Annotated in this window: 27 protein-coding genes and 1 tRNA gene; 15 read left to right on the forward strand and 13 right to left on the reverse strand. The window is 63.2% G+C overall.

Annotation, left to right across the window (positions count from 1 at the left end):
- Positions 1 to 66 precede the first annotated feature (66 nt).
- Together JQ566_RS16290 and JQ566_RS16295 are read right to left on the reverse strand one after the other, a co-directional pair.
- Positions 67 to 222, reverse strand: coding sequence for a hypothetical protein (locus tag JQ566_RS16290; RefSeq protein WP_212373443.1), 156 nt, complete (start codon positions 220 to 222; stop codon positions 67 to 69).
- 51 nt (positions 223 to 273) lie between these two features.
- A complete protein-coding gene (locus JQ566_RS16295; RefSeq protein WP_008558895.1) occupies positions 274 to 570 on the reverse strand; it encodes an HU family DNA-binding protein in 297 nt (98 codons plus the stop codon).
- Between the two features lie 427 nt (positions 571 to 997).
- Between JQ566_RS16295 and JQ566_RS16300 the strand changes: the two genes are divergently transcribed.
- Complete coding sequence (locus JQ566_RS16300) at positions 998 to 1,300, forward strand: hypothetical protein (RefSeq protein ID WP_212373444.1); 303 nt, start codon at positions 998 to 1,000, stop codon at positions 1,298 to 1,300.
- 218 nt (positions 1,301 to 1,518) lie between these two features.
- Here the strand turns inward: JQ566_RS16300 and JQ566_RS16305 are convergent, their stop codons facing one another.
- Positions 1,519 to 1,746, reverse strand: a complete 228-nt coding sequence (locus JQ566_RS16305) for a hypothetical protein (protein WP_212373445.1) — start codon at positions 1,744 to 1,746, stop codon at positions 1,519 to 1,521.
- Complete coding sequence (locus tag JQ566_RS16310) at positions 1,740 to 1,934, reverse strand: hypothetical protein (RefSeq protein WP_349643327.1); 195 nt, start codon at positions 1,932 to 1,934, stop codon at positions 1,740 to 1,742. Before JQ566_RS16310 ends, JQ566_RS16305 begins: the two co-directional genes overlap by 7 nt.
- Positions 1,935 to 2,064: 130 nt before the next feature.
- Between JQ566_RS16310 and JQ566_RS34580 the strand changes: the two genes are divergently transcribed.
- Positions 2,065 to 2,211, forward strand: coding sequence for a DUF3072 domain-containing protein (locus JQ566_RS34580; RefSeq protein WP_249139495.1), 147 nt, complete (start codon positions 2,065 to 2,067; stop codon positions 2,209 to 2,211).
- Here JQ566_RS34580 and JQ566_RS16320 read toward each other — a convergent pair.
- Positions 2,186 to 2,761 (reverse strand): Fic/DOC family protein, encoded by a 576-nt coding sequence (locus tag JQ566_RS16320; protein ID WP_212373447.1) that lies wholly within the window; start codon positions 2,759 to 2,761, stop codon positions 2,186 to 2,188. The genes JQ566_RS34580 and JQ566_RS16320 overlap by 26 nt on opposite strands.
- Positions 2,762 to 2,771: 10 nt before the next feature.
- On the reverse strand, positions 2,772 to 2,972 hold the full coding sequence (locus JQ566_RS16325; protein WP_212373448.1) for a hypothetical protein: 201 nt from the start codon (positions 2,970 to 2,972) through the stop codon (positions 2,772 to 2,774).
- Between the two features lie 898 nt (positions 2,973 to 3,870).
- On the opposite strand from JQ566_RS16325, the gene JQ566_RS16330 reads away from it, so the two are divergent.
- Positions 3,871 to 4,530 carry an oxidoreductase gene (locus JQ566_RS16330; protein WP_212373449.1) on the forward strand — a complete coding sequence of 220 codons (660 nt, stop codon included), beginning with the start codon at positions 3,871 to 3,873 and terminating at the stop codon, positions 4,528 to 4,530.
- Positions 4,531 to 4,683: 153 nt separating this feature from the next.
- Here JQ566_RS16330 and JQ566_RS16335 read toward each other — a convergent pair whose 3' ends face one another.
- The gene (locus JQ566_RS16335) at positions 4,684 to 6,270 is read right to left on the reverse strand and encodes a hypothetical protein (RefSeq protein ID WP_212373451.1); all 1,587 of its coding nucleotides are present in this window, start codon (positions 6,268 to 6,270) and stop codon (positions 4,684 to 4,686) included.
- Positions 6,271 to 6,624: 354 nt separating this feature from the next.
- On the opposite strand from JQ566_RS16335, the gene JQ566_RS16340 reads away from it, so the two are divergent.
- A complete protein-coding gene (locus JQ566_RS16340; protein ID WP_212373453.1) occupies positions 6,625 to 7,077 on the forward strand; it encodes a VOC family protein in 453 nt (150 codons plus the stop codon).
- A gap of 383 nt (positions 7,078 to 7,460) precedes the next feature.
- Positions 7,461 to 8,099 (forward strand): glutathione S-transferase family protein, encoded by a 639-nt coding sequence (locus JQ566_RS16345; RefSeq protein ID WP_212373455.1) that lies wholly within the window; start codon positions 7,461 to 7,463, stop codon positions 8,097 to 8,099.
- Between the two features lie 126 nt (positions 8,100 to 8,225).
- Here JQ566_RS16345 and JQ566_RS16350 read toward each other — a convergent pair whose 3' ends face one another.
- From JQ566_RS16350 to JQ566_RS16360, 3 genes are read right to left on the reverse strand one after another with little or no spacing between them, the layout of a single operon-like run.
- The gene (locus tag JQ566_RS16350; RefSeq protein ID WP_212373457.1) at positions 8,226 to 8,393 is read right to left on the reverse strand and encodes a hypothetical protein; all 168 of its coding nucleotides are present in this window, start codon (positions 8,391 to 8,393) and stop codon (positions 8,226 to 8,228) included.
- A gap of 5 nt (positions 8,394 to 8,398) precedes the next feature.
- Complete coding sequence (locus tag JQ566_RS16355) at positions 8,399 to 8,656, reverse strand: hypothetical protein (protein ID WP_212373591.1); 258 nt, start codon at positions 8,654 to 8,656, stop codon at positions 8,399 to 8,401.
- Between the two features lie 57 nt (positions 8,657 to 8,713).
- Positions 8,714 to 8,968, reverse strand: a complete 255-nt coding sequence (locus JQ566_RS16360; RefSeq protein ID WP_212373459.1) for a PilZ domain-containing protein — start codon at positions 8,966 to 8,968, stop codon at positions 8,714 to 8,716.
- Positions 8,969 to 9,193: 225 nt separating this feature from the next.
- Here JQ566_RS16360 and JQ566_RS16365 point away from each other — a divergent pair.
- The 7 genes from JQ566_RS16365 to JQ566_RS16395 all read left to right on the forward strand — a co-directional run bounded on the left by JQ566_RS16365 (position 9,194) and on the right by JQ566_RS16395 (position 14,480).
- A tRNA-Glu gene (locus tag JQ566_RS16365) sits at positions 9,194 to 9,268 on the forward strand.
- An 82-nt stretch (positions 9,269 to 9,350) separates the two neighbouring features.
- Positions 9,351 to 10,007, forward strand: coding sequence for a hypothetical protein (locus JQ566_RS16370; protein ID WP_212373460.1), 657 nt, complete (start codon positions 9,351 to 9,353; stop codon positions 10,005 to 10,007).
- A 162-nt stretch (positions 10,008 to 10,169) separates the two neighbouring features.
- Positions 10,170 to 10,796, forward strand: a complete 627-nt coding sequence (locus tag JQ566_RS16375) for a PilZ domain-containing protein (protein WP_212373462.1) — start codon at positions 10,170 to 10,172, stop codon at positions 10,794 to 10,796.
- Positions 10,797 to 10,900: 104 nt separating this feature from the next.
- A complete protein-coding gene (locus JQ566_RS16380; RefSeq protein ID WP_212373464.1) occupies positions 10,901 to 11,173 on the forward strand; it encodes a hypothetical protein in 273 nt (90 codons plus the stop codon).
- A 293-nt stretch (positions 11,174 to 11,466) separates the two neighbouring features.
- A complete protein-coding gene (locus JQ566_RS16385) occupies positions 11,467 to 12,507 on the forward strand; it encodes a PrsW family glutamic-type intramembrane protease (protein ID WP_212373466.1) in 1,041 nt (346 codons plus the stop codon).
- Between the two features lie 73 nt (positions 12,508 to 12,580).
- Positions 12,581 to 13,159 carry an HdeD family acid-resistance protein gene (locus tag JQ566_RS16390; protein WP_212373468.1) on the forward strand — a complete coding sequence of 193 codons (579 nt, stop codon included), beginning with the start codon at positions 12,581 to 12,583 and terminating at the stop codon, positions 13,157 to 13,159.
- Between the two features lie 235 nt (positions 13,160 to 13,394).
- On the forward strand, positions 13,395 to 14,480 hold the full coding sequence (locus tag JQ566_RS16395; RefSeq protein WP_212373470.1) for a 3-deoxy-7-phosphoheptulonate synthase: 1,086 nt from the start codon (positions 13,395 to 13,397) through the stop codon (positions 14,478 to 14,480).
- Between the two features lie 56 nt (positions 14,481 to 14,536).
- On the opposite strand, the gene JQ566_RS16400 is transcribed toward JQ566_RS16395, so the two are convergent.
- The 3 genes from JQ566_RS16400 to epmA are packed head-to-tail and all read right to left on the reverse strand — an operon-like array spanning position 14,537 to position 16,978.
- A complete protein-coding gene (locus JQ566_RS16400; protein ID WP_212373472.1) occupies positions 14,537 to 14,791 on the reverse strand; it encodes a hypothetical protein in 255 nt (84 codons plus the stop codon).
- Between the two features lie 43 nt (positions 14,792 to 14,834).
- Complete coding sequence (locus tag JQ566_RS16405) at positions 14,835 to 15,929, reverse strand: lysine-2,3-aminomutase-like protein (RefSeq protein ID WP_212373474.1); 1,095 nt, start codon at positions 15,927 to 15,929, stop codon at positions 14,835 to 14,837.
- A complete protein-coding gene (gene epmA / locus JQ566_RS16410) occupies positions 15,926 to 16,978 on the reverse strand; it encodes an EF-P lysine aminoacylase EpmA (RefSeq protein WP_212373476.1) in 1,053 nt (350 codons plus the stop codon). Before epmA ends, JQ566_RS16405 begins: the two co-directional genes overlap by 4 nt.
- Positions 16,979 to 17,140: 162 nt before the next feature.
- On the opposite strand from epmA, the gene efp reads away from it, so the two are divergent.
- From efp to JQ566_RS16425, 3 genes are all read left to right on the forward strand, one after another.
- Positions 17,141 to 17,707: an elongation factor P gene (gene efp, locus JQ566_RS16415; protein ID WP_212373478.1), complete on the forward strand. Its 567-nt coding sequence runs from the start codon at positions 17,141 to 17,143 to the stop codon at positions 17,705 to 17,707.
- A 44-nt stretch (positions 17,708 to 17,751) separates the two neighbouring features.
- Positions 17,752 to 19,353 carry a M23 family peptidase gene (locus tag JQ566_RS16420; protein ID WP_349643328.1) on the forward strand — a complete coding sequence of 534 codons (1,602 nt, stop codon included), beginning with the start codon at positions 17,752 to 17,754 and terminating at the stop codon, positions 19,351 to 19,353.
- A gap of 83 nt (positions 19,354 to 19,436) precedes the next feature.
- Entirely contained in the window at positions 19,437 to 20,423 is a 987-nt protein-coding gene (locus JQ566_RS16425; RefSeq protein WP_212373479.1) for a DUF808 domain-containing protein, read from the forward strand.

A 20,423-nucleotide genomic window follows, 5' to 3' on the forward strand; every position in this document is an offset into this window, starting at 1 on the left:
CACGGCAGCGCCGCCTGACGAACATACTCCGTCATCGCGGCGCTGTTGCTTTTTGGAATTTCAACTTTAAGTTACGCGTATGCTGACGGCCAGGCGCTGAAATCCCAACGCCGTCAGGAGAAGAGCCTCGCGCGAAAGCGCGGGGTTTTTTCTTGCGAAGCCCCGATCGTCGTGGCGGTGTTCGGCATCGCCATCGCCGAGCACCACCTCTTCTTCAGTCATTGATCGTTGCGCCGTCGCGAAAGAGCCCGCCGCAACGACATCGCCGGCGGCTCAGACGGCGTCCTTCGCCACCTTCAACGGCGAGGCCTTGACCGATTTGCTCGCGGGCTTCGCCGCAAACTGCATCGGCTCCTTGGTGAAGGGATTGATGCCCATGCGGGCCTCGGTCGCCGGCTTGTTCACCACCGACATCTTCACGAAGCCGGGAATGACGAACTCGCCGGACTCGTTGAGCTCCTTGTAGCCGACCGTCGCCATGTACTCGATCACCGACTTCACGTCGTTCTTCGAAAGCTGCGTGCCCTCGGCAATTGCATCGATCAATTGGGTCTTCGTCATCTTCGCCATGTCTGAATTCCTCTGAATGGGGGCGCGCGCAATTCCTGCTGGGGACGCCGCCGGACCGCGGGGGCACGCTGCTGATTCATGCCAGAAGTCATGAAGTGATCGGGCTTAGAACCCATCGAGGCCGAAAACGCAAGCACGGGTTCTCAGGGATGCCCGGCCTGCTGTGAACGATGCCGCCGGGACATGCCCGCTTTCTTTTGAACCACTCGGCGGCTGCCGCGTCTTATGATTGCAGTCCTTGAAGCTTCACCCCGCCAGAGAGCCCCGCTGTCCCCCAGGCGGGGCTTTCGCTGTTCGAGACTCCTGTTGATCCCACCCGCCGTGTCACCCCGGCGTGAAACCTGTGGCTCCGCAGGCGTTGTTGACACTTCAGTAACCTAACGCGGCCAAGCTCCAATCAGGTTGGTTGCGTTGGAGTATCCTCACAGTGCTGGATTTTAACGAGCTGCGTGAACTCGCAGCTGATGTTCGTATTTTTGTCGACGTCGCCGAAGACAAAGCCGAAGCGCTCAGGGCCGTCATCGCGGCTTACGACGTGGTGCTGGCGATTTTCCCCACCGATGATGGCATGGGCCTCCACGTCATCAAGGGCAGCGAGATCCTGGACAGGATTGCAAAATCGCGGACGCATGCGATGTACAGCCACACGGCGATCGCGGTCCCCGACCTTGCACATGCAGAAGCGCTCAAATTGCTGACGGTCCCTGTCGATCAACGGCTTGCGGCCTAGCCTCCTGCAAGGCTTGCTTGCCGGCGACGCCGCTCCGCAGCAGAGCAGCGAGCGCGCGTGCTTTCACCTTATGCTGCGATCTCGCCTTCGTAACGAGAGCGCAGCGGAAAGTTTGCGATGACGGCGTAGCTGCGCGCCGTCGCTTGGCGAACATCGGCGTAGAACCAGCGACGAGCCTCGATGCGATGCACGGGCAACGATACGAGGGCATTGCCCGCTCACGGAATGTCCGCGGCCTTCCGGCCGTCGCCGATCGAAACCGGCTTGTTGAGGAAATACTCGCGGTTGCCTGTCGCGGCTTCCGCATACTGGTCGATCGCCACGATGATGGCCTGGACGTGGGCATAGCACCACCCTTCCCGCGTCGCCTTGCGGCGAACGTCCTCGAGCGCAGTCAAGAAGGGCGACAGGTCTCTCTCATCGTCGAACCATCGCCTGCTCACCATGTCCTCCCACCGAGCACCCTGCCCTTGTTGTGATGCGGCTCCGCACTCTTCAGCGCGTCGCGCTGGGCGCAGAGACTTTCGACCTTCGCCTCCATCCGCGACAGCAGCGCTTCGGCCGAAGCCGTCCCGATGCCCGCCCGCTGCAGCTGGAGGATCTCCTTCCTCTGCCTGCCGATTTGGATGCGCATCCGTTCGATCTCCCGCCTGACAAAGTCCAGGTCCGGCATGTCTGGGCCTCGCGATTTGAATATGGCTCAAAGAGAACAAAAACGGAACGAAGAGTCGAGTCCGACGTTCTACGGAAAAAGGAGGCTTGCGATGGCGGGCAACACCCGGAAGGAACCAAAGGACTGGGTTTCCGGGGACAACCCGATGACGGGAGCCCAGGAATCCTACTCAAGACCCTCGCCGAGCAGGCGCATCAAGACCTGCCCGAGAATTATGCCCTCACGAGGCGCGCTATGATTTGGGCCAACTCGGTTTCATCCCCGTCAAAACTGGCGATCATGGCGTCGAGCATGGCACCGGGATCGAGCCTTTCAAGATCGAGGGGATGACCTGCCCGCTCAGCCAACATGGCAAAAAACGACAGTTGAGAACGCCCGTTTCCTTCGCGGAACGCATGGATGACATTCAGCTCAGCAAGGAAGTGCGCGGCTTTTGCTGCGAACTCGGCCGCGGGTAGGTTCTTCAAGAAATGGTCGGCCTTCAATTGCCGAAAAAGCTTCGCCGCCTGGGCGTCGATATATTCAGGAAAGCAGAATGGGCTGCCTTGCTTCGATATTCGGACCGTCCGTGGTTTCCCTGCCCACTCGTAGACGTCCTGAAAGAGGTGATGATGAACGGCACAGTAGTGCGCGAAGTCCAGCTGGCCTTCAGGCAATGGCTCGGCCGATCGAGCGCTGGAGATTTCGGCTTCGAAATCGTCGAGGTCTTCCTGCTTCCGCAGGCCGAGCTTGTTAACAAGAACGGTGGAGTTTTCGTATGTATAGGGATCGTCAATCCCATCGTACATGCGAATACGATTAGCCCTTGCGATAGCTACGCAAGATCGTACGGCGATACTCCTCCGCCGAGAGGCCCTTGGCCGCCGCTTCGGCGGCCCGTTTTGTCATGGCAGGCTTCAGCCGAATGCCTTCAACAGCGCTGATCTTCGCAAAGCCGGCACGGCCAACAACGAAGCCGCCCTTGCCGGTTTTTCCAATCTGTCGCTTTTGCTTTGGCATTGTTCGAACCTATCACGTTCTTGTCGTTTTACCATGCATCCTCCCCCCAAAAAACCTTCGGACCCGATGACTCCCCAGCTCGTAGGATGGGTAGAGCGAAGCGAAACCCATCGAGGGCCTTGTTGCGTGACGAAACATGATGGGTTTCGCAAGTGCTCTACCCATCCTACGAGCTGCACCGTAATTCCGCCGGCCTCCGCGCTTATGAATGTTCTCCATATCCCGATGATGCAGAACATTGAGTGTTCTTGCAACGGCTACTTGTGGTTTTGTTGGCAGTCGATAAGGTCCTCCCGTTCATTGGGGGAGTTATCTATGAAATCGATCTGCATAATTGTTTTTTCGATGCTTGCTTTGACAGTGACTGCTCAAGCGCAGAGTTCTTGTGCCAGCTTAGTTTGTCATCAGAATCCGACGTGCCAGCAGCTGCGTGATGCAGGGAAGTGTGCCGCAGCCCGAGAGACCCTAAAGAGTCTTAGCCAGCAAAATTCCTGTGCCAACATGGTCTGTAACCAGAATCCCACCTGCCAACAGTTGCGAAACGCCGGGCAATGTGCCGCTGCCAGAGCGGCCCTCAAGAACGCTCCCAGCCCTGGCGGCGGCAACCGGGCACGCTACTGAGCACGAGCGCCGGGGTACGCCCCGGCACTCACCCTCGAGGCTTCAGCAAATCGGGGATACGAGAGATCGCCTTGGAAATCCGTCTGGCCTCGTCACGCGAGAGGAATGGTGAGAATTACGGTGACAGCTCGTAGCTCGTAGGATGGGTAGAGGGAAGCGAAACCCATCGAGGGCCTTGTTGCGCGACGAAACATGATGGGTTTCGCAAGTGCTCTACCCATCCTACGAGCTGACTTTCAACAAGCGATCAGGCAATCAACGCAAAATGGTGGCTTGAATGAAAACCGCACTTGTCTTCGGCGCAACCGGCTTCATCGGCTCGCATTTGCTGCGCGACCTGTTGGACAGTCCCGACTATTCGCGGGTTGTGGCGGTGGCCCGCAAGCCGCTGGCGGTGAGCCATCCGAAGCTCACGGTGCTGATCGGCGATCTCGCTTCCCTGCCCGCACTCAAGCCGCAATTGGTTGCGGACGAGATCTTCATCGCGCTGGGGACGACGCGCAAGCACACCCCTGACGAGGCCGAGTACTACAAGATCGATCATGATTATCCGGTGTTGGCGGCCGAGATCGCCAGGGCGAACGGCGCGCGGTCGGTGTTTCTGGTCACGGCCGTTGGCGCCAATGCCGGCTCCGGCGTGTTCTATCTCAGGACCAAGGGCGAGGTGGAGCGGGACATTCTCTCGCTCGATTTCGAGCACACGCATATTTTCCGCCCGTCGATGATCCTCGGCGCGCGGGACGAAGACCGCCCGCGTGAACGCCTCATCATCGCGATATGGGGCGTGCTCAATCCGCTGCTCGTTGGCCCGGCCGACCGTTATCGCGGGCTCTCCGGCAACGACATCGCGCACGCCATCGCCAAAGCCGCGCGGCATCAAACCGAGAAGGTGCGGATCTATCATTGGAAAGAAATGGCGGCACTGCTTCGAACGTGATGCAGTCCGAGCGGAATCGCCATCGCGGTGAAAGCTCGTAGGATGGATAGAGCGAAGCGAAACCCATCAAGGGCCTTGTGGCGTGACGAAACTGTCACCGTACCCGTACCAAGCGATAATGCACCCATTCTGAAATCCGAGTTCGAGGCCAATTCAGAGGCACTCAACATCATCGGGATATATCCCGTAGACCTGGCGGAAGTTTCCATCTGCGAAAGCCTTCATCACGCTCGTGTCGGTCGTCTGCGAAAGCCAGTCATAGCCGTAGCGGAAGGGCCCAGGTTGCGAAATCCATTGGTCCGTCAAGTCGTAGGTGACGGTAGTCGCGTAGAACGCGCTAAAGACTTTTTGCACTTGCGCCTCTTCTTTGTCCGGGTGCAGCCGGGGGAAGACGCCGTCATCATCTTCCTTGTCAATGAAAAGCGCCTGATGCTTCTCGAAGAGCCGCCTTGCCTCCTCTGCCGCGCGCTCTCCAGCCATCCACGCGCCCGGCCAGCAGAAGTATTCGGGCCGGCTGAACTTGTCCTGCATGAATGCGAGGAAGTGAGAGAACAAGACGCGCACTGGCAGGTTTGTAGGCGCGTAGTCAAAGGTGTCTTTTTCCCGCATCAAACTCTCAAAGGGTGCGCCCGGTGCACTCCATTTGGAGCAGCGTTCGGCGATAGACATGGGACTCTCGACGAGCAGTTGGGCTGCCAGCATGGTCGATACAGCTTCATACTCTGCTCTGGAATAGCGGCGTATCATGGTTGCCGCGTCAGGGCACTTCATCCGAACAAGCGCTGAGAGCATCGTGAACCGCGCACCTGGATCGGTATCGGTGATGAACGACGCAAAGTGATGCGTAATGGGAAATGGAAAGCCCGCCCCGGGATTAATGGCCATGTCGCAAATCAGCAGGAACAAGGCGACCGTTGGATGATCGACCGTAGATGGCCATGGCAAGCCGGTCTCCTTCAGGAATAATTGAAAGGCCCTTTCATAGACGCCATGCAGCATACCAAGCATGCGGTAGTCATCCCAACCCAAGCGCCCGCCAGATGCGAAGGTTAGATATTGGAGTTGGCAGAAGCAGGCTTGCCCTTCGAATATTTCGTGCACCCCGACCGGCCAGAGTGTGACACGGGATCCGTAGTAGAAGCCGGGTGTCTTGGCTTCCCTTAGCTCTTGAAAGGGACCTTCCCAATCGCGGGGGTGTTGGAAGGCGCGAAACTCCGGGTCAAGCGTTGCGGCCAGAACCAACAAGTTGTTGCCGTAGGTTATCTCGTGTGAATGCCCGACAGATTCAAAGAAAGGATTCTCTGCTGCCGCACGGGCCGTCTTCTGATTGAAGGTCAGGTCGCGGAATGCCCCGAAATCGAAGTGATTGTTTACAATCGTATTCGCAAGCCCTCTGATTGTTCCGGGCCCCGTCGGGCCGGAGAGTTGCCCGATAAGCTGCCGTACCGACTTTTTGAATCCGACTTTGTCGGCGAGTTCTTTCAGGGCCTTGTAATTTGCGTGCGCCTGCACGGGGTAGGTAAGGCTCAGCATGAGGCCGTAAGTCGAGCCGATATGCTGCCACCAGTGAACCGTCTCGTGGAGCAAGGTGGAAAAGGCCTGCGCGCCGTCGAAGCCGGCTTCACGTGACGTCTTTATTCCACCTCCCACTTCCGCAAGCTTCTTGTGTACAGCGGGGGAGAGTCGCAACACATACTGGAATGAGCTGTAAAGGCCGTGAGCCTTCAAGGTTGCGTTCAACTTCCCGGCGGACTCTCCGGCGCGGAGTGCGCTATAAAGGAGGGATGGGTCAATTTCCACGGGGGCGATCAGTTTTGTCGCTCGGGCTGGGCAGGAGAACAATTTGTTGATGATAACATTCGATAGATCGTGCGGCAAATGAAGGAACTTCCGGAATCATCATCTCGCTTCGCGGGTGCGGTCTAGTGCATCAAATTGGACGGCATCCGTCCTCAGCGGCCTTATCTCCGTTTGAACAGCCGCTTCCTTCACCCGCATGTGCATCCCGCCCCTGCCCCTCCTGCCCTTTTCCTGCTATTTCCTACCCCCGCCGTCCCGGCCCAAGACAAAACCCTCCACCAGGGAGCAACAACCATGCGATACCTCCACACCATGCTGCGCGTGCGCAATCTCGATGTCGCGCTGAAGTTTTACCAGGATGCGCTGGGCTTGAAGGAGGTGCGGCGGATCGAGAATGACAAGGGACGCTTCACGCTGGTCTTCCTCTGTTCTGCGGACGATCTCGAAGGGCTGAAGAAGCAGCCGCAGACGCGCGGCGCGCCGCTGGTCGAGCTCACTTACAATTGGGATGAAGAGAAGTACGGCGAGGACCGCTTCTTCGGCCATCTCGCCTATGAGGTCGACGACATCTACGCCACGTGCGAGAGGCTGATGAAGGCCGGCGTCACCATCAACCGTCCCCCGCGCGACGGCAACATGGCCTTCGTCCGCTCGCCGGACCTGCACTCGATCGAGCTGTTGCAGAAGGGCGAGCCGAAGCCGCCGCAGGAGCCGTGGGCATCGATGCCCAACACCGGCCACTGGTAGGTTTTGCGCGGGAACGAGCACTCGCGGCCGGCGTTCACCCTCCAACGAAGCCGATTGGAGGAGGATGCGATGGCGAGAGGGCTGTTGCTGTGGATGCTTGGCGTGCCGATCCCGGTGATCATTCTGTTGTGGCTGTTCTTCGGCCGCTGACCGTCGGGTTCAACTTTGCAATGAGAGCTCCGCCGCGTGCGGAGCTTTTTGCATGAGGGGCGCGCGGCAACGCGCATCGCTCCGGGCACCGAATTCCGCTATCACCCACGCGAGGTGGATTTGTAGCCCGGATGGAGCGCAAGCGTAATCCGGGACTGCCACAATCGAAGCACCCCGGATTGCGCTTCGCTCCATCCGGGCTACGACACAACAACGCCGCGGGGGACGCTTTCATGCCTGACGCCAAGCTGACGATCTGGGGCCGCGCCAATTCGGTCAACGTGCAGAAGGTGCTGTGGTGCCTCACCGAGCTCGGCCTCGCTTACGAACGCATCGACGCCGGCATGCAATACGGCAAGACCCGCGAGGCCGAGTATCTGGCGATGAATCCCAACGCGCGGATCCCGACGCTGGTCGAGGGCGACTTCGTGCTGTGGGAGTCCAATTCGATCATGCGCTATCTCTGCCTCGCGCATGGGCACGGCACGCCGATCTACCCTGACGCGCCGAAGCCGCGCGCCTCGATCGACCGCTGGCTCGACTGGACGCTGTCGACGGTGCAGCCGGTCGACCGCCCGGTGTTCTGGGGCATCGTGCGCACGGCGCCCGCCGAGCGCGACATGATTCAGGTACAGCGCGATGCCGATGCCGCCGCCGAGGTCTGGGCCATCGCCGACCGCCTGCTCGCCACGCGCCGCTTCATCGAGGGCGAACAGTTCACGCTGGCGGACATCGCGATCGGGTCCTATGCGCGGCGCTGGCTCGGCGTCGAAGGCATCAGCCGGCCGGCGCAGCCGCACCTCACCCGCTGGCTCGCCGAGCTCGGCAAGCGGCCCGGATTTGCGCAATTCGTCGCACCGCCGATGTCGTGAGCGCTGGCACGGCGCAAGCTGCGACGATCGCGCGAGGAATCGGCGTGCCGGCGCGCTGCTCCGGCGTCACGGCAGCGCTTGACGGCTACTGTGCATGGGGTTGTTTTCGCAGTTTTTGTTGTGGCGCTAGCGCCAGCCGCGCTCGACCAGCAGCACTGAGATGATCAGCAGCAGCGTCACCGCGGCGGTGGCGAGGCGCGCGGGCCAGCCAAGGCCGCGGCCGACCCACCACAGCAGCGCGCAATACATCACCACGGGGACGATGATGTCGAGCCGCACCAGATCCGCAGGCATGGCCTTCAGCGCCGGATGCTGGTGTCGACGCTGATCGAGCCGCCGACCATCACGCAGGTGCCGGTGCCCTCGACCATCACGAAGCGCGGACCATAGGAGGCGCAGGAGCCTGCCCTCGCCTTCCCGGCCGTGCCTGCGAGCGGCAGCGCCTTGCCGCTCTCCTTGCCCGCCTGCGGCCGCTCGGCACGCGGCAGGCGCAGGCTCTCCGCCGCGGTCGCAGGCGTGGCCAGCAACGAGATCAGGATGAGGAGCGGCGTGCGCATCGCCGCCTTGTAGCCCGGACCGCTGCCGCGCGCCATCGGCGCCGTTCGCGTCCGCGATCAGATGAATTTGACGCCGGCCGACTTGCCGCGGCGCCAGATCACCTGGCAGCTCCGCCCGGTGCGCGCATCGCGTGCGAAGGCCATCCGGATCACGCCCGGAAGCTGGCTCGCGTCCTCGTCCAGCGTGATCTTGGCGCCCGTGTCCGAAATGTCCTGGACCAGGCAGTGCCGCGCGGCGAAGCCGCCGTCGAGTGTGATCCAGGCGTGCTGCGACAGCAGCTTGCGGGCTGCGCGCTTCTTCGGCGGTGGCATTGGCGAAAATCTCCCCGTCCAGCGCTACGCAGGGAACCCTAAGAATCCGTTGAAATCGGCTCCGGATGATCCCGGGGCCGGCGCTGTCCACCGGAGCCAAAAGTCCGTTCCCGAACGGCTTGCCCGGGAGCGGAAAGGCCACTATACGTTCGCCCGCTGCAAGCCGCCGGGCACCGTTCGGCCGGCCAGCGGCCGTGCTGCGAAAAGCGGCGGGGCCCTGCGTTTGCTCCCTTCGTCTATCGGTTAGGACGCCACCCTTTCACGGTGGAGAGAGCGGTTCGATTCCGCTAGGGAGCGCCAAAGGCGAGAAATTGACCGCCGCGGCATGAACCTCCCCGCTTCCGAACTTCGACCAACGTCCGATCGGAACCGGTACGGGCCCATGGAGCAGCGCGAGACCATCCCCAAAGGCCATTCCGGCGCTGCCTCGCAGCCGCCGTCCTGGATGCATCGTACGGTTCCCTATGCGCCGGACCGGCGTGCCAAGATGCTCGAACATATGGCGCGCGCCAGGTCGCTTCCGCAGCGCCGGGCCGCGGCCGCGCAGCCGCCGGCCCGGTCGCCGCTCGCACCCGGCCTGACCCTTCTCGGTGATGCCTATGGCTGCGCAGTCCTGTTCGGCATCGTTGCGCTCCTTGTCCAGTCCCGCGTTCCACTCTACCTCGGCGCGTTTCTCTTCCTGGTCGACGGCACGCGCATCGAAAGCGCGCTCGGCGCGCTCGGTATCAGGTTCGAGCCCGAGACGATCGGGCCCGACATCATCAAGGGCATCGGGTTCTGGTTCGCCTGGATCGCGCTGCTCGTGTCCGCAAAAGGCTCCGTCCCCGCCTGGCTCGCGGCGTGGATGCCGCCAGCCGACACATGGTCTGCGATCGCCGGCATCGCTCTCATGCTCGCCATTTTCGACGCGCTCGCAGCGTTGACGATCCGGCGCGCAGGTCCGTGGTTTGGATTGGCAATCAGCCCGGACAGCCTGGCCGGAACGGCGATCAAGTTCATCGTTGTCGTTGGCGTGCTGGTGCTGCTCGGCCTGGCCTGAACGCAATGACGACGTTGTGACCTTACGCCGCGCGCTGTAGCGCGACTCCGGCCCGCGCATTTACCGGAAATTTACCCCTGCTCATGAGCGCCGGTATCAATTGCTTAGAGTTTCACGGCTACCGTGGAACTACGGGAATGATCCAAAAACAGATTGGCGCAGATGTCCGTCGCAGAGTTCCTCAGGCAGCGAGCAGTGGACCTTGCTGTGAGCGGCAGCTACTCGCTGCCCCGCTGGTACGATTGCGAGGGCAAGCTCCGCAGCTTCGCCTGCCGAACCAAACGTGTCTCGCCCTTCCGGATGATCGTGGACGTGCCCGTCGTCGGCAAGGTCGGCGAGCGCGTGACCTCCTACTTCCAGGATTTCGGCGAATTCCAGTGCACCATCAGCGCGACACTGAAGGCGGGCTTCCTGATGGAGCTCGAGATGACGCGGGCGCGGCGCGCCTGGATGTCGGAAAAGCTGACCTGGCTCGAGAAGAAGCAGAAGGACGCCAGCGTTCGCGAGCTGCGGCGTGACGCGCGTTTCGTTCCGCAGGTCTCGCACACCGTCCTGACCCTCGCGGACGGCAGCAGTCACCCGTGCTTCATCATCGACGTCTCGACGGCCGGTGTCGCGGTATCCTCCGAATACGATCCGGCGGTCGGAACCCCGCTTGCGGTCGGCGCCTGCGTCGGGCGGGTGATCCGCAAGTTCGGCCACGGCTTTGCGCTCAAATTCGCCGAAAAGCAGAACCGGGACGACCTCGATCGCCTGATCGTCCGCACGCCCTTGCTGCAGTCGGCCTGATCCTCCGCTTCCCCGCCCTATCGCGGCCCCATTGCGGGATCAGCCTTCGGGGGTCTGTGCCCGGTGCCGGACGTCATTTTGCAGACTTGCGATCGGGGGACCGAATGGCAGTCGACAAGATCACGGTTGATAAAATCAAAGTTGGTAAGATCACCTGGGACAGGGTCGGCCGGGTCACCGAGCCCGGACGCTACATGTACACGTTCGGCTGGCTCACCATCACTGCCGGCGATATCGAGATCTGGAAGCGATACCCGCAGGCCGCGTTCACGCTGCTGGCACAGCATTCCGAGTCACACGAGTCCATCGGCGAGGAATTCCATCTCGGCGCCTTCGACGTCGCACCCGACGCGCCGACTCCGATCACCACGCACTGAGCCGGAAAAGCGCGGGCCGCCGCCGGACCAGGTGCGCCAAGAATCGAAGAAACCTGCGCATTTCCTTGATCTGGCTCGCCAATCTCGATCCCATATCCGGCACGCGGTTGTTGCCATGGACGACGAGCATTCTTTGTCATGCAATTGATTGCGCTTGTATTCTTATTCCTGGTTTGCGGCGCCGATGAACGGAAGCTGTCGCGCGCGTTAAGCCAGCCGACAGCAGGCGCATGACACATGGTCGCATCGGTGAACGTAGATAAGCGGATCAAGGGAACCTATTTTCGGCGCCGATGTACCTGATTGAAGCGCTACCGACCGTCCTTGGAACTGCCGCCATCGCCCCGGCGCTGCTAATGCTGTGGCTTGTCATTGCCGCCGAGGAGCGCCCCGGCCCGCCGGCCCAGGTCTGGACTGCCTTCCTGCTCGGCGCGGCCAGCATTTCGCTGCTGGGTCTCGCCCGCGCCCCCTTCGCCAAGATGGTCGCCGCCCCCGACGACCCCTGGGCGGCGCTGGCCATGCATTCGATCTTCGGCGTCGCGCTGCCCGAGGAGGCCGTCAAGGTGATCGCCATCGTGCTGGTCTCCTCGACCAAGCGGCGGACCTTTGCCAATCCGATGGACACCGTGGTCTATGGCGCCGCGGTCGGCCTCGGCTTCGCCGCCTACGAGAACCTCGCCTATCTGGTCCAGCACGCCGAGATGTGGCGCTCGCTGGCCGCCCTGCGCAGCGTGCTGACCGTGCCATTCCACGGCGCGCTCGGCATCATTGCCGGCGCATACCTGACGATTGCGCGCGCCGGCACGGCGCTGGGCGCGAACCGCCACCATCGCGATTGGGCCCGTCTCTCCAGCCGGCTCTTGATCTTCGCCGGCCCGCTCGCGCTGCATTCGGCCTTCGACTTCCCGCTGCTGACGCTCCAGCGCATGCCCGATCTCGATCCAACGCTCCGGATGTGGCTGGGTGCGGCGAGCCTCCTGGTCGGCTTCAGCTCGATTGCCTTCGCCATCCGTCTGGTCCGGCGCGTCGCGCGCCACCATGCGCCGCGGACCGATGTGGCCCGCGAGCGGCTCAGCCAGTTGCGGCGGATGTGGGCGTTGCTGCTTGCCGGCGGCGGCATCGGCTTTCTCGGGCTCGCCTTCGTGCTGACCTCGATCCACCACTGGCTGATCAACCCCGAGCGCAACCTGACGCTGGCCCTGATCCCGATTGGTTTCGTCTCGATCCTGCTCGGCCTCGCGCTTCTGATTGTCACAACGGCGATCTACATTCTCGGCCGCAACCGCATCCGCACCAGCGCGGAAGGTTTTTCCTCGGCGCCCGGCGGTGGCTGAGGCGCGGGATGGCAAGCACGGTGCGCAGCTATTAGATTGAGCCGCATGGACCGCTTACGAGATCGAGGCCCTCATGACATCGCCTGAGGAATTTTCACGGCTGCAATCCGCGATGAGCCAGGCGGTCAAGGCGCATTGGAAGGCCTTCCTGTTCGAAGGCATCCTGCTCGTGGTTCTCGGCGTTACCGCATTGGTCCTCCCGCCGCTCGCGAGTCTTGCGACCGCGATCTTCCTTGGCTGGATGTTCCTGATCAGCGGTATCGGCGGACTGATCGCGACTTACTGGGCGCGCAGCACGCCAGGCTTCTGGTGGTCGCTGATCTCGGCCGCGCTGGCCGTGCTCGCCGGTATGCTGCTGCTGGCCCGGCCGATGCAGGCCGTGCTGACGCTGACCATCGTGCTCGGCGCCTATTTCCTCGCCGAGGGCGTCGCCACCATCATGTACGCACTGGAGCACCGCCGCGAGCTGAGCAGCCGCTGGTCGTGGCTCCTGATCTCGGGCATCGTCGACATCGCGATCTCGTTCATGGTGATCACGGGACTGCCGAGCTCGGCGGAATGGGCGATCGGCATCCTCGTCGGTATCAACCTGCTGTTCGGCGGCGCCACGCTGATCGGCATGGCGCTGGCGGCGCGCAACAGCAACACCTGAGACGCCCCATCGTGCCCTGCGCCCTTTTGGGGGGTGACAACCCGGCAGCGGCACGCTATATGCCCTGCCATGATCACCGTCGCCACCAGCTATTTTTGGTACTTTAGCTACGACAGCTTGCTGGCGGCAGGAGGATCGCGCTCAATCTGAATATTGAAGCAAACGTCCGAACAGCCGCCAGACCTGGCGGCTTTTTTATTGGCCGGCAGGTTTCCAACACAGACAGGAGCCCGCCGTGCTGAGCACGACCGACGATCTTCGCATCCGTGAACTGAAAGAACTGAGCACGCCGGAAGAGGTAATGCGGGAGGTCCCGCGTACGCTCACCGCAACACGCGTGGTGATGGCCGCCCGCAACGCCATCCACGCCATCCTGAGCGGCCAGGACGATCGCCTGCTGGTCGTGGTCGGCCCCTGCTCGGTGCATGATCCCAAGGCCGCGCTCGACTACGCCGAGCGCCTGACGAAGCTGCGCGAGGACCTCGCCGACCAGCTCGAGATCGTGATGCGGGTCTATTTCGAGAAGCCGCGCACAACCGTTGGCTGGAAGGGCCTGATCAACGACCCCGATCTCGACGGCAGCTTCGACATCAACAAGGGCCTGCGGCTGGCGCGCAACGTGCTGTCGGCGGTGAACAATCTCGGCCTGCCCGCGGGCACCGAATTCCTTGATATGACGACGCCGCAATACATCGCAGACCTCGTGTCCTGGGCCGCGATCGGCGCGCGCACGACCGAGAGCCAGATCCATCGCGAGCTGGCCTCTGGGCTGTCCTGCCCGGTCGGCTTCAAGAACGGCACCGACGGCAATGTGCGGATCGCGGCGGACGCGGTGAAGTCGGCCTCGCATCCGCATCACTTCATGGCGGTGACGAAGCGCGGCCGTTCGGCGATCGCCTCCACCGCCGGCAACGAGGATTGCCACATCATCCTGCGCGGCGGCAGCAAGCCGAACTACGATGCGGCAAGCGTCGCGGCCGCCTGCAATGAATTGACCAGATCCGGCGTCGCGCCGCTCGTGATGGTCGATGCGAGCCATGCCAATTCGAGCAAGAAGCCGGAGAACCAGCCGCTGGTGATGGCCGATATCGCCAGTCAGATCTCGGGCGGCGAGAGCCGCATCATGGGCGTGATGATCGAGAGCAACCTCGTTGCCGGCCGACAGGATGTGGTGCCGGGCAAGCCGCTCACTTACGGCCAGAGCATCACCGACGGCTGCATCGACTGGTCGGCCACGGCAGCCGTGCTCGAGCAGCTCGCCGACGCGGTCGAGATCCGCCGCAACACCCGGCGCGCAGGGCTGCACGAGCGCACAGCGTAAGCCTGCTAAGTTGCGGGCGGGGCGAGCTGTCGCGCCCTGCCCGCCGCAGTCGCAGCCTAGCAGCCGCGACAGATGCTCTTGATTTTCTTGTCGAGCAGAGCGTCTTCCTTGTTCATGGGATTGTTCGGATCGGTCAGATTCTTCTCGCTCGGCACATCGCTGGCGCGTGGCTGGCGATGACCGACAGGCGCCGGCAACACCGTTCCGGAGGACGCACCGCTTGATGTCGATCCCTTGGAGCCGCCGGTCTGTGCAACCGCCGCGCCCCCGAGCAAGACCACGAGCGATGCTGCCAGCATGATCTTCTTCATGTCCGTTCCTCCATTCTCAAATCGGCGTCCATGCCATCGCCACTCATACCTCGGGCGGATAGAGATGAACGTCGCCGCAATAGTCCACGATACGATAGCGCGTTTCGGCTCCCGCTTCACGCGCATCGTCTGCGATATTTTGTGCCACCGACACATAGTTCGGTCCGGCCGGTGATTTGCCGGCGCCGCCGGGAATATCGATGACGTAGTCAGGCTGACACAGCCCCGACACCCGCCCGCGCAACTGCCGCATCAAATCCTGCCCCTCGGCCAGCGTCGTTCGCAAATGCACGGTGCCGGGCGCGAGATCACCGTGATGCAGGTAATAGGGCTTGATCCGGCATTCGACGAAAGCTCGCATCAAATCCGACAGAGCGACGATGTCGTCATTGACGCCGCGCAAGAGCACGGACTGGCTCACCATGGGAATGCCGGCATCGACGAGACGCGCGCAGGCGGCGCGCGCCGTTCCGGTCAGCTCCCGCGCATGGTTGGCATGCAGCGCAACCCAGGTGGTGGCTCCTTCGACCTTCAGTGCCGCAACCATCTCATCGCTGATGCGCGCGGGCTCGGCCACGGGCACGCGGGTGTGAAGACGGATGATCTTGACGTGATCGATTGCCGCGAGGTCGGCCATGATCTCGCTCATGCGACGCGGCGACAGCATCAGGGGGTCGCCGCCGGTCAGGATCACTTCCCAGATCTCGCCATGCGAGCGGATGTAGTCGATCGCCGCGCGATAGGCGCTGTCCGACAGCGCATTCTCCTTGCCGGGCCCGACCATCTCGCGGCGGAAGCAGAACCGGCAATAGACCGCGCAGACGTGAACGAGCTTGAACAACACGCGGTCGGGATAGCGATGCACGATCCCGGGAACCGGCGAATGCGGATGGTCGCCGATCGGATCGGCGCTCTCGCCCGGCTGCACGTCCAGCTCGGCCGCGGTCGGAACGAACTGCCGCGCGATGGGATCGTCGGGATCGGTCGTCTCGATCAGCTCGACCAGATCGGGCGTGATCGCCACGGCATAGCGCGCGGCAACGCGTTCGAGCGCCGGCAGCGCCGATGCCGGGGCCAGGCCCTCGGCCACCAGCTCGGCAGGCTCGCGCAGGGTGCGTGCAAGATTCGTCTTCGTCATCTCTCATCCGCAGGCGGTGTCCACACCACCTGATCAATTCGTGTTGCGCCGCTCGCCAGCATGACCAGCCGGTCGAAGCCGAGTGCAACGCCACTGGCCTCCGGCATTGCGGCGACCGCGGCCAGAAAGTCCTCGTCGAGCGGATAGGCTTCGCCGTAGCGACGCTGCTTCTCCGTCATCGATTCCGTGAAGCGTTTTCGCTGCTCCTCGGCATCGGTCAGCTCTCCAAAGCCGTTGGCGAGCTCGACGCCGCACGCATAGACCTCGAAACGCTCGGCGACCCTCGGATCGTCCGCTTTCACCCGCGCCAGCGCCGCTTCTGGAGATGGGTATTCAAACAGGATGGTCAAACGCCCCTGCCCCAGATGTGGCTCGACATGCTCGACCAGGACCTTGCTGAAGATGTCGGACCAGGTGTCGTCCTCGGCCACTCGCACCTTGCCGCGCGCCGCCGCGGCGAGCGCGGCACGGTTACCCTCGCCGCCCGAAATTGTCGACAGCAGGTCGATGCCGGCGAAGCGCTCGAAGGCGCCCGCCACCGTCAGGAGCTCCGGCTCGGCGAAGGGATCGGCGGTCCGGCCGCGGAAGGCGAAGGTCCCGATGCCGGTCGCCTGCGCCGCACGGGCGATCACGACGACGCAATCGGCCATGATGGTGTCATAGGGGGCACCTGCCCGGTACCATTCCAGCATGGTGAATTCGGGCAGATGCAGGTCGCCGCGCTCGCGGTCCCGGAACACCCGGGCGAACTCGAAAATCCGCGTCTCGCCTGCCGCCAGCAGCTTCTTGCAGGCAAATTCCGGCGAGGTCCGCAAGTATCGGCTGGCCCGGCTGCCGTCGGGCCGCATGATCTCGGTCCGGGGGGCGTGCAGATGGGTCTCATTGCCCGGGGAGACCTGCAGGACCGAGGTTTCGACCTCCACGAAGCCCTGCTCGGCGAAAAAGCCCCGCAAGGCTCCGGTCACGGCGCTCCTGGCCTGGAGGAACGGCCGCCGGTCGAGGTGCCGCGAGAGCGACCAGAACGGCGAGATTGGCTTGTCCCCAGCCATTAACCGACCGCCCCAACCAGCAGCAAAGTGCTGGCATCCAACGGCAAAATGGGTATGTTGCGGCCCGAAACGGGCGCCGAGGTCCGATTTGAGGCCCCAAGTCCCCCATTGATTTGACCACGCCCTGGCTGGTGCCGGGCCAAGCAAGCAGGAAATACAGCTTTGAGAGTCATCGCCAGTTCTATTCGCAAGGGCAACGTGATCGAGCAAGACGGCAAGCTTTATGTCGTCGTGAGCGCCGAGAACATCCATCCCGGCAAGGGCACCCCGGTCAGCCAGATCGAAATGCGCCGAATCTCGGACGGGGTAAAGATCTCCGAACGCTACAAGACCACCGACCAGGTCGAAAAGGCCACGATCGAAGAGCGTAACTACACCTATCTTTATGAAGATGGCGACGGCTATCACTTCATGAACCCGGAGACCTACGACCAGGTCCAGGTCTCCAAGGACGTCGTCGGCGACGCCGCCGCGTATCTCCAGGAGAGCATGACGGTCAAGCTGTCGATGCACGACACAAACCCGGTGTCGATCGCGCTGCCGCAGCGCGTGACGCTGGAGGTGGTCGAGACCGAGCCCGTGACCAAGGGCCAGACCGCATCGTCCTCCTACAAGCCCGCGGTGCTGTCGAACGGCGTGCGCACCACCGTGCCGCCGCACATCTCGGTCGGCACCCGCATCGTGGTGATGACCGAGGACGGCTCCTACTCCGAGCGCGCCAAGGACTAAGCGAGCAATCGAGGATCGGAACAGGTACCGCCGGGGGCGAGGCAGTGGGCAGGAAGAGTTTCCGCTTCGTCTCGCTTCTCCCGGCGTTGCTGTCGTTCCTCATTGCCGGACCGCTCGCTGCGGATGAATTCCGCAGCCCCTCGCTCACGGCCCTGCGCGTCGACTGGCGCGCGGCGCTCGACCAGCTCCGTATCGAGATCAACAGCCGCCCGCAGATTGCGGGCGACTTCATCTTCGCACCGCGCCGTTCGGTGCCGCGCTACGATCCGCGCGCGATGCCCGCGCTGGTGCAGCTCAACGCGATCTCCTCACGCTTCTTCACTGGCATTACCCGAAGTCCCGTGCCCGTGCTGCTGCCGTTCGACGCCGCCGCGTACCTCGAGGCGCAGCGCAGCGGCGCACCGGTGACGCTCGCGCTGTCGCGCTACCAGGCTGACTTCAATCCCGTCGACATGTTCGATGCCGGTCCTGCCGGCTACAGCGCGACCTTCTCGTTCGAGCCCGGCGCCGGCGAGGGCATGCCGAGCCGGGTGTTCGCAAGGCCCGTCGAGGTGCAAATCACGGGCTCAGCGCTCGTCTACGACATCGCCGATCCCGCCGGCGGCAAGGGCGAGCCGGTCAAGCCGCTCGCGGCAACCTACCCGGACCTGCGCAAGTTCATCCGGGAAGGCTATGTTCGCTACGCCTTCACCCGTTTCGGCGTCGCCTATGTGGTGTCGATCCAGTGCCTCGACAGCGTCGCCAGGCCGCGGCGGCTCGCCTGCAAGGAGGCCCATCCGGTTGCCGAGCGCTTCCTGAAGGCGCTGCGCGTCGCAGGCGGCCAGCGCATGCGGTCGCTGACGGACATTGCCTCCAACGTCATCGATCGCCCCGCGGCGCGTTCACCGGATTTCAGCTACCGGCCGAGCGGCGACATCATCCCGAACACCGGCTACCGCAAGCAGGGCGGCCATCCCGACACAATCGCCTATGCCCAGATCCGCTTTCCGCTGGAGAAGGCGCCCGCCTTCGTGCGTTCGCAATCCTATGGCAAGCGCGACAAGAGCGAAGGTCCGACCGCCTATCCCTGGCGCGACAATTTCTGCGAGTCACGCAGTTTCGAGGTGTGGCAATGTGGTGGAGGCTACGGCCACCAGGGCGAGGACATCCGCGCCGCCGACTGCCCGCCGCCCGGTGAAGGCCGCGAGCCCTGCGATCCCAAGCAGCGCGGCGTCGTCGCCGTACGCGATGCGATCGTCATCCGCGGAGCCAAGGACCAGGCCGCGACGCTTCAAGTCAACAGCCGCACCGAGCACATCCGTTTCCGCTACATGCACATGAATCCGCAGGCGATGAACGCCGATGGCGTCCTCAATGGCCGCATCGTCACCGAAGGCGAGAAGATCGGCGTGATCTCGAACTATCTCGACCATCCCGCCGGCACGTCGATGCACCTGCATTTCGACGTCCAGGTGTTCACCCGCGACGGCTGGATCTGGGTCAGCCCCTACGTCACGCTGGTCTCTGCCTATGAACGCCTGATCCGCGCCCGCGGCCGCGAGGTCGGGCCGGACATTGCGGGGGCCACGCAGCCTGTGGCGCATGCGCTGCCCGAGGACGTGCTCAAGCCGGACCTGCGCGAGGGATCGAGCGGCGAGGACAATTGACGGCTTGCTCGTTCCGATGCCGGGCGGTGCAAGAGCGTGTTGTCGCGCGCACCACCGGCCCGAACGAAGAAGGGACAAGGTTGATGAGTGTCGGACTGATCGGTCTTCTCGATGATATCGCGGCGATTGCAAAGGTGGCAGCCGCCTCGCTCGACGATGTGGCGAGCCAGGCTGCCAAGGCGGGCACAAAGGCGGCTGGCGTGGTCATCGATGACGCGGCCGTCACGCCGAACTACGTCATCGGTTTCGCTTCGAAACGCGAACTGCCGATCGTCGGTAAAATCGCGGTCGGATCGCTACGCAATAAGTTGCTGATTCTGCTGCCCATTGCCCTGCTGCTCGGCTATCTCCTTCCCGCCGCGGTCACGCCGCTGCTCATGCTGGGCGGAGCCTTTCTCTGCTACGAGGGCGCCGAAAAGGTGCTCGAAGCCGTGACGCCGCATCATGCGCACCACCACGAGGCTCAACTCCAGCCGATTGCGTTGAATGCCCGGTCGGTCGAGGACGAGAAGGTCGCGAGTGCCATCAAGACGGATTTCATCCTGTCGGCGGAAATCATGGCGATCACGCTGGCGGCCCTCCCGGCGGGCAGCATCTGGACGCAGGCGCTGGTGTTGGCGCTGGTCGGCCTCTTTATCACCGTTGGGGTCTATGGCGTGGTCGCGCTGATCGTGAAGGCGGACGATGTCGGCGTGGCACTTGCGCGCTACGACGGCGCCTCTGTCATTGGCGGCGCGATCCGCCTGCTTGGACGCGCGCTCGTCCGCGGCATGCCAGCCTTCCTGGCGGTGCTGAGCACCATCGGCACCGCCGCCATGATCTGGGTCGGCGGCGGCATCATCCTGCACGGCATCGAAAAATACGGCCCGCCCGCGATCGGCCGCGCGGTGCATGCCGCGACCGAGGCCGCCGCGCATGCCCTTCCATCGGTTGCCGGCATCATCGAATGGTCGGTCGAGGCAGCCATCTCAGGCGCACTTGGACTGCTTGTCGGCGCACTTGCAATTCCGGCAGTCGAATACGGTCTCGCGCCGGCATGGAAACGGTTGAGGCGATCGCAGTCGGCCTGA

Source organism: Bradyrhizobium sp. SZCCT0231 (assembly GCF_018130245.1).
GTDB classification, from domain to species: Bacteria; Pseudomonadota; Alphaproteobacteria; order Rhizobiales; family Xanthobacteraceae; genus Bradyrhizobium; species Bradyrhizobium japonicum_F.

Coding starts and splice junctions, on each gene's coding strand:
- JQ566_RS16290 (WP_212373443.1), bottom strand. CDS start 222: ATGACTGAAGAAGAGGTGGTGCTCGGCGATGGCGATGCCGAACACCGC.
- JQ566_RS16295 (WP_008558895.1), bottom strand. CDS start 570: ATGGCGAAGATGACGAAGACCCAATTGATCGATGCAATTGCCGAGGGC.
- JQ566_RS16305 (WP_212373445.1), bottom strand. CDS start 1,746: ATGGTGAGCAGGCGATGGTTCGACGATGAGAGAGACCTGTCGCCCTTC.
- JQ566_RS16310 (WP_349643327.1), bottom strand. CDS start 1,934: ATGCGCATCCAAATCGGCAGGCAGAGGAAGGAGATCCTCCAGCTGCAG.
- JQ566_RS34580 (WP_249139495.1), top strand. CDS start 2,065: ATGGCGGGCAACACCCGGAAGGAACCAAAGGACTGGGTTTCCGGGGAC.
- JQ566_RS16320 (WP_212373447.1), bottom strand. CDS start 2,761: ATGTACGATGGGATTGACGATCCCTATACATACGAAAACTCCACCGTT.
- JQ566_RS16325 (WP_212373448.1), bottom strand. CDS start 2,972: ATGCCAAAGCAAAAGCGACAGATTGGAAAAACCGGCAAGGGCGGCTTC.
- JQ566_RS16330 (WP_212373449.1), top strand. CDS start 3,871: ATGAAAACCGCACTTGTCTTCGGCGCAACCGGCTTCATCGGCTCGCAT.
- JQ566_RS16340 (WP_212373453.1), top strand. CDS start 6,625: ATGCGATACCTCCACACCATGCTGCGCGTGCGCAATCTCGATGTCGCG.
- JQ566_RS16345 (WP_212373455.1), top strand. CDS start 7,461: ATGCCTGACGCCAAGCTGACGATCTGGGGCCGCGCCAATTCGGTCAAC.
- JQ566_RS16350 (WP_212373457.1), bottom strand. CDS start 8,393: ATGCCTGCGGATCTGGTGCGGCTCGACATCATCGTCCCCGTGGTGATG.
- JQ566_RS16355 (WP_212373591.1), bottom strand. CDS start 8,656: ATGCGCACGCCGCTCCTCATCCTGATCTCGTTGCTGGCCACGCCTGCG.
- JQ566_RS16360 (WP_212373459.1), bottom strand. CDS start 8,968: ATGCCACCGCCGAAGAAGCGCGCAGCCCGCAAGCTGCTGTCGCAGCAC.
- JQ566_RS16370 (WP_212373460.1), top strand. CDS start 9,351: ATGGAGCAGCGCGAGACCATCCCCAAAGGCCATTCCGGCGCTGCCTCG.
- JQ566_RS16375 (WP_212373462.1), top strand. CDS start 10,170: ATGTCCGTCGCAGAGTTCCTCAGGCAGCGAGCAGTGGACCTTGCTGTG.
- JQ566_RS16380 (WP_212373464.1), top strand. CDS start 10,901: ATGGCAGTCGACAAGATCACGGTTGATAAAATCAAAGTTGGTAAGATC.
- JQ566_RS16385 (WP_212373466.1), top strand. CDS start 11,467: ATGTACCTGATTGAAGCGCTACCGACCGTCCTTGGAACTGCCGCCATC.
- JQ566_RS16390 (WP_212373468.1), top strand. CDS start 12,581: ATGACATCGCCTGAGGAATTTTCACGGCTGCAATCCGCGATGAGCCAG.
- JQ566_RS16400 (WP_212373472.1), bottom strand. CDS start 14,791: ATGAAGAAGATCATGCTGGCAGCATCGCTCGTGGTCTTGCTCGGGGGC.
- JQ566_RS16405 (WP_212373474.1), bottom strand. CDS start 15,929: ATGACGAAGACGAATCTTGCACGCACCCTGCGCGAGCCTGCCGAGCTG.
- epmA (WP_212373476.1), bottom strand. CDS start 16,978: ATGGCTGGGGACAAGCCAATCTCGCCGTTCTGGTCGCTCTCGCGGCAC.
- JQ566_RS16425 (WP_212373479.1), top strand. CDS start 19,437: ATGAGTGTCGGACTGATCGGTCTTCTCGATGATATCGCGGCGATTGCA.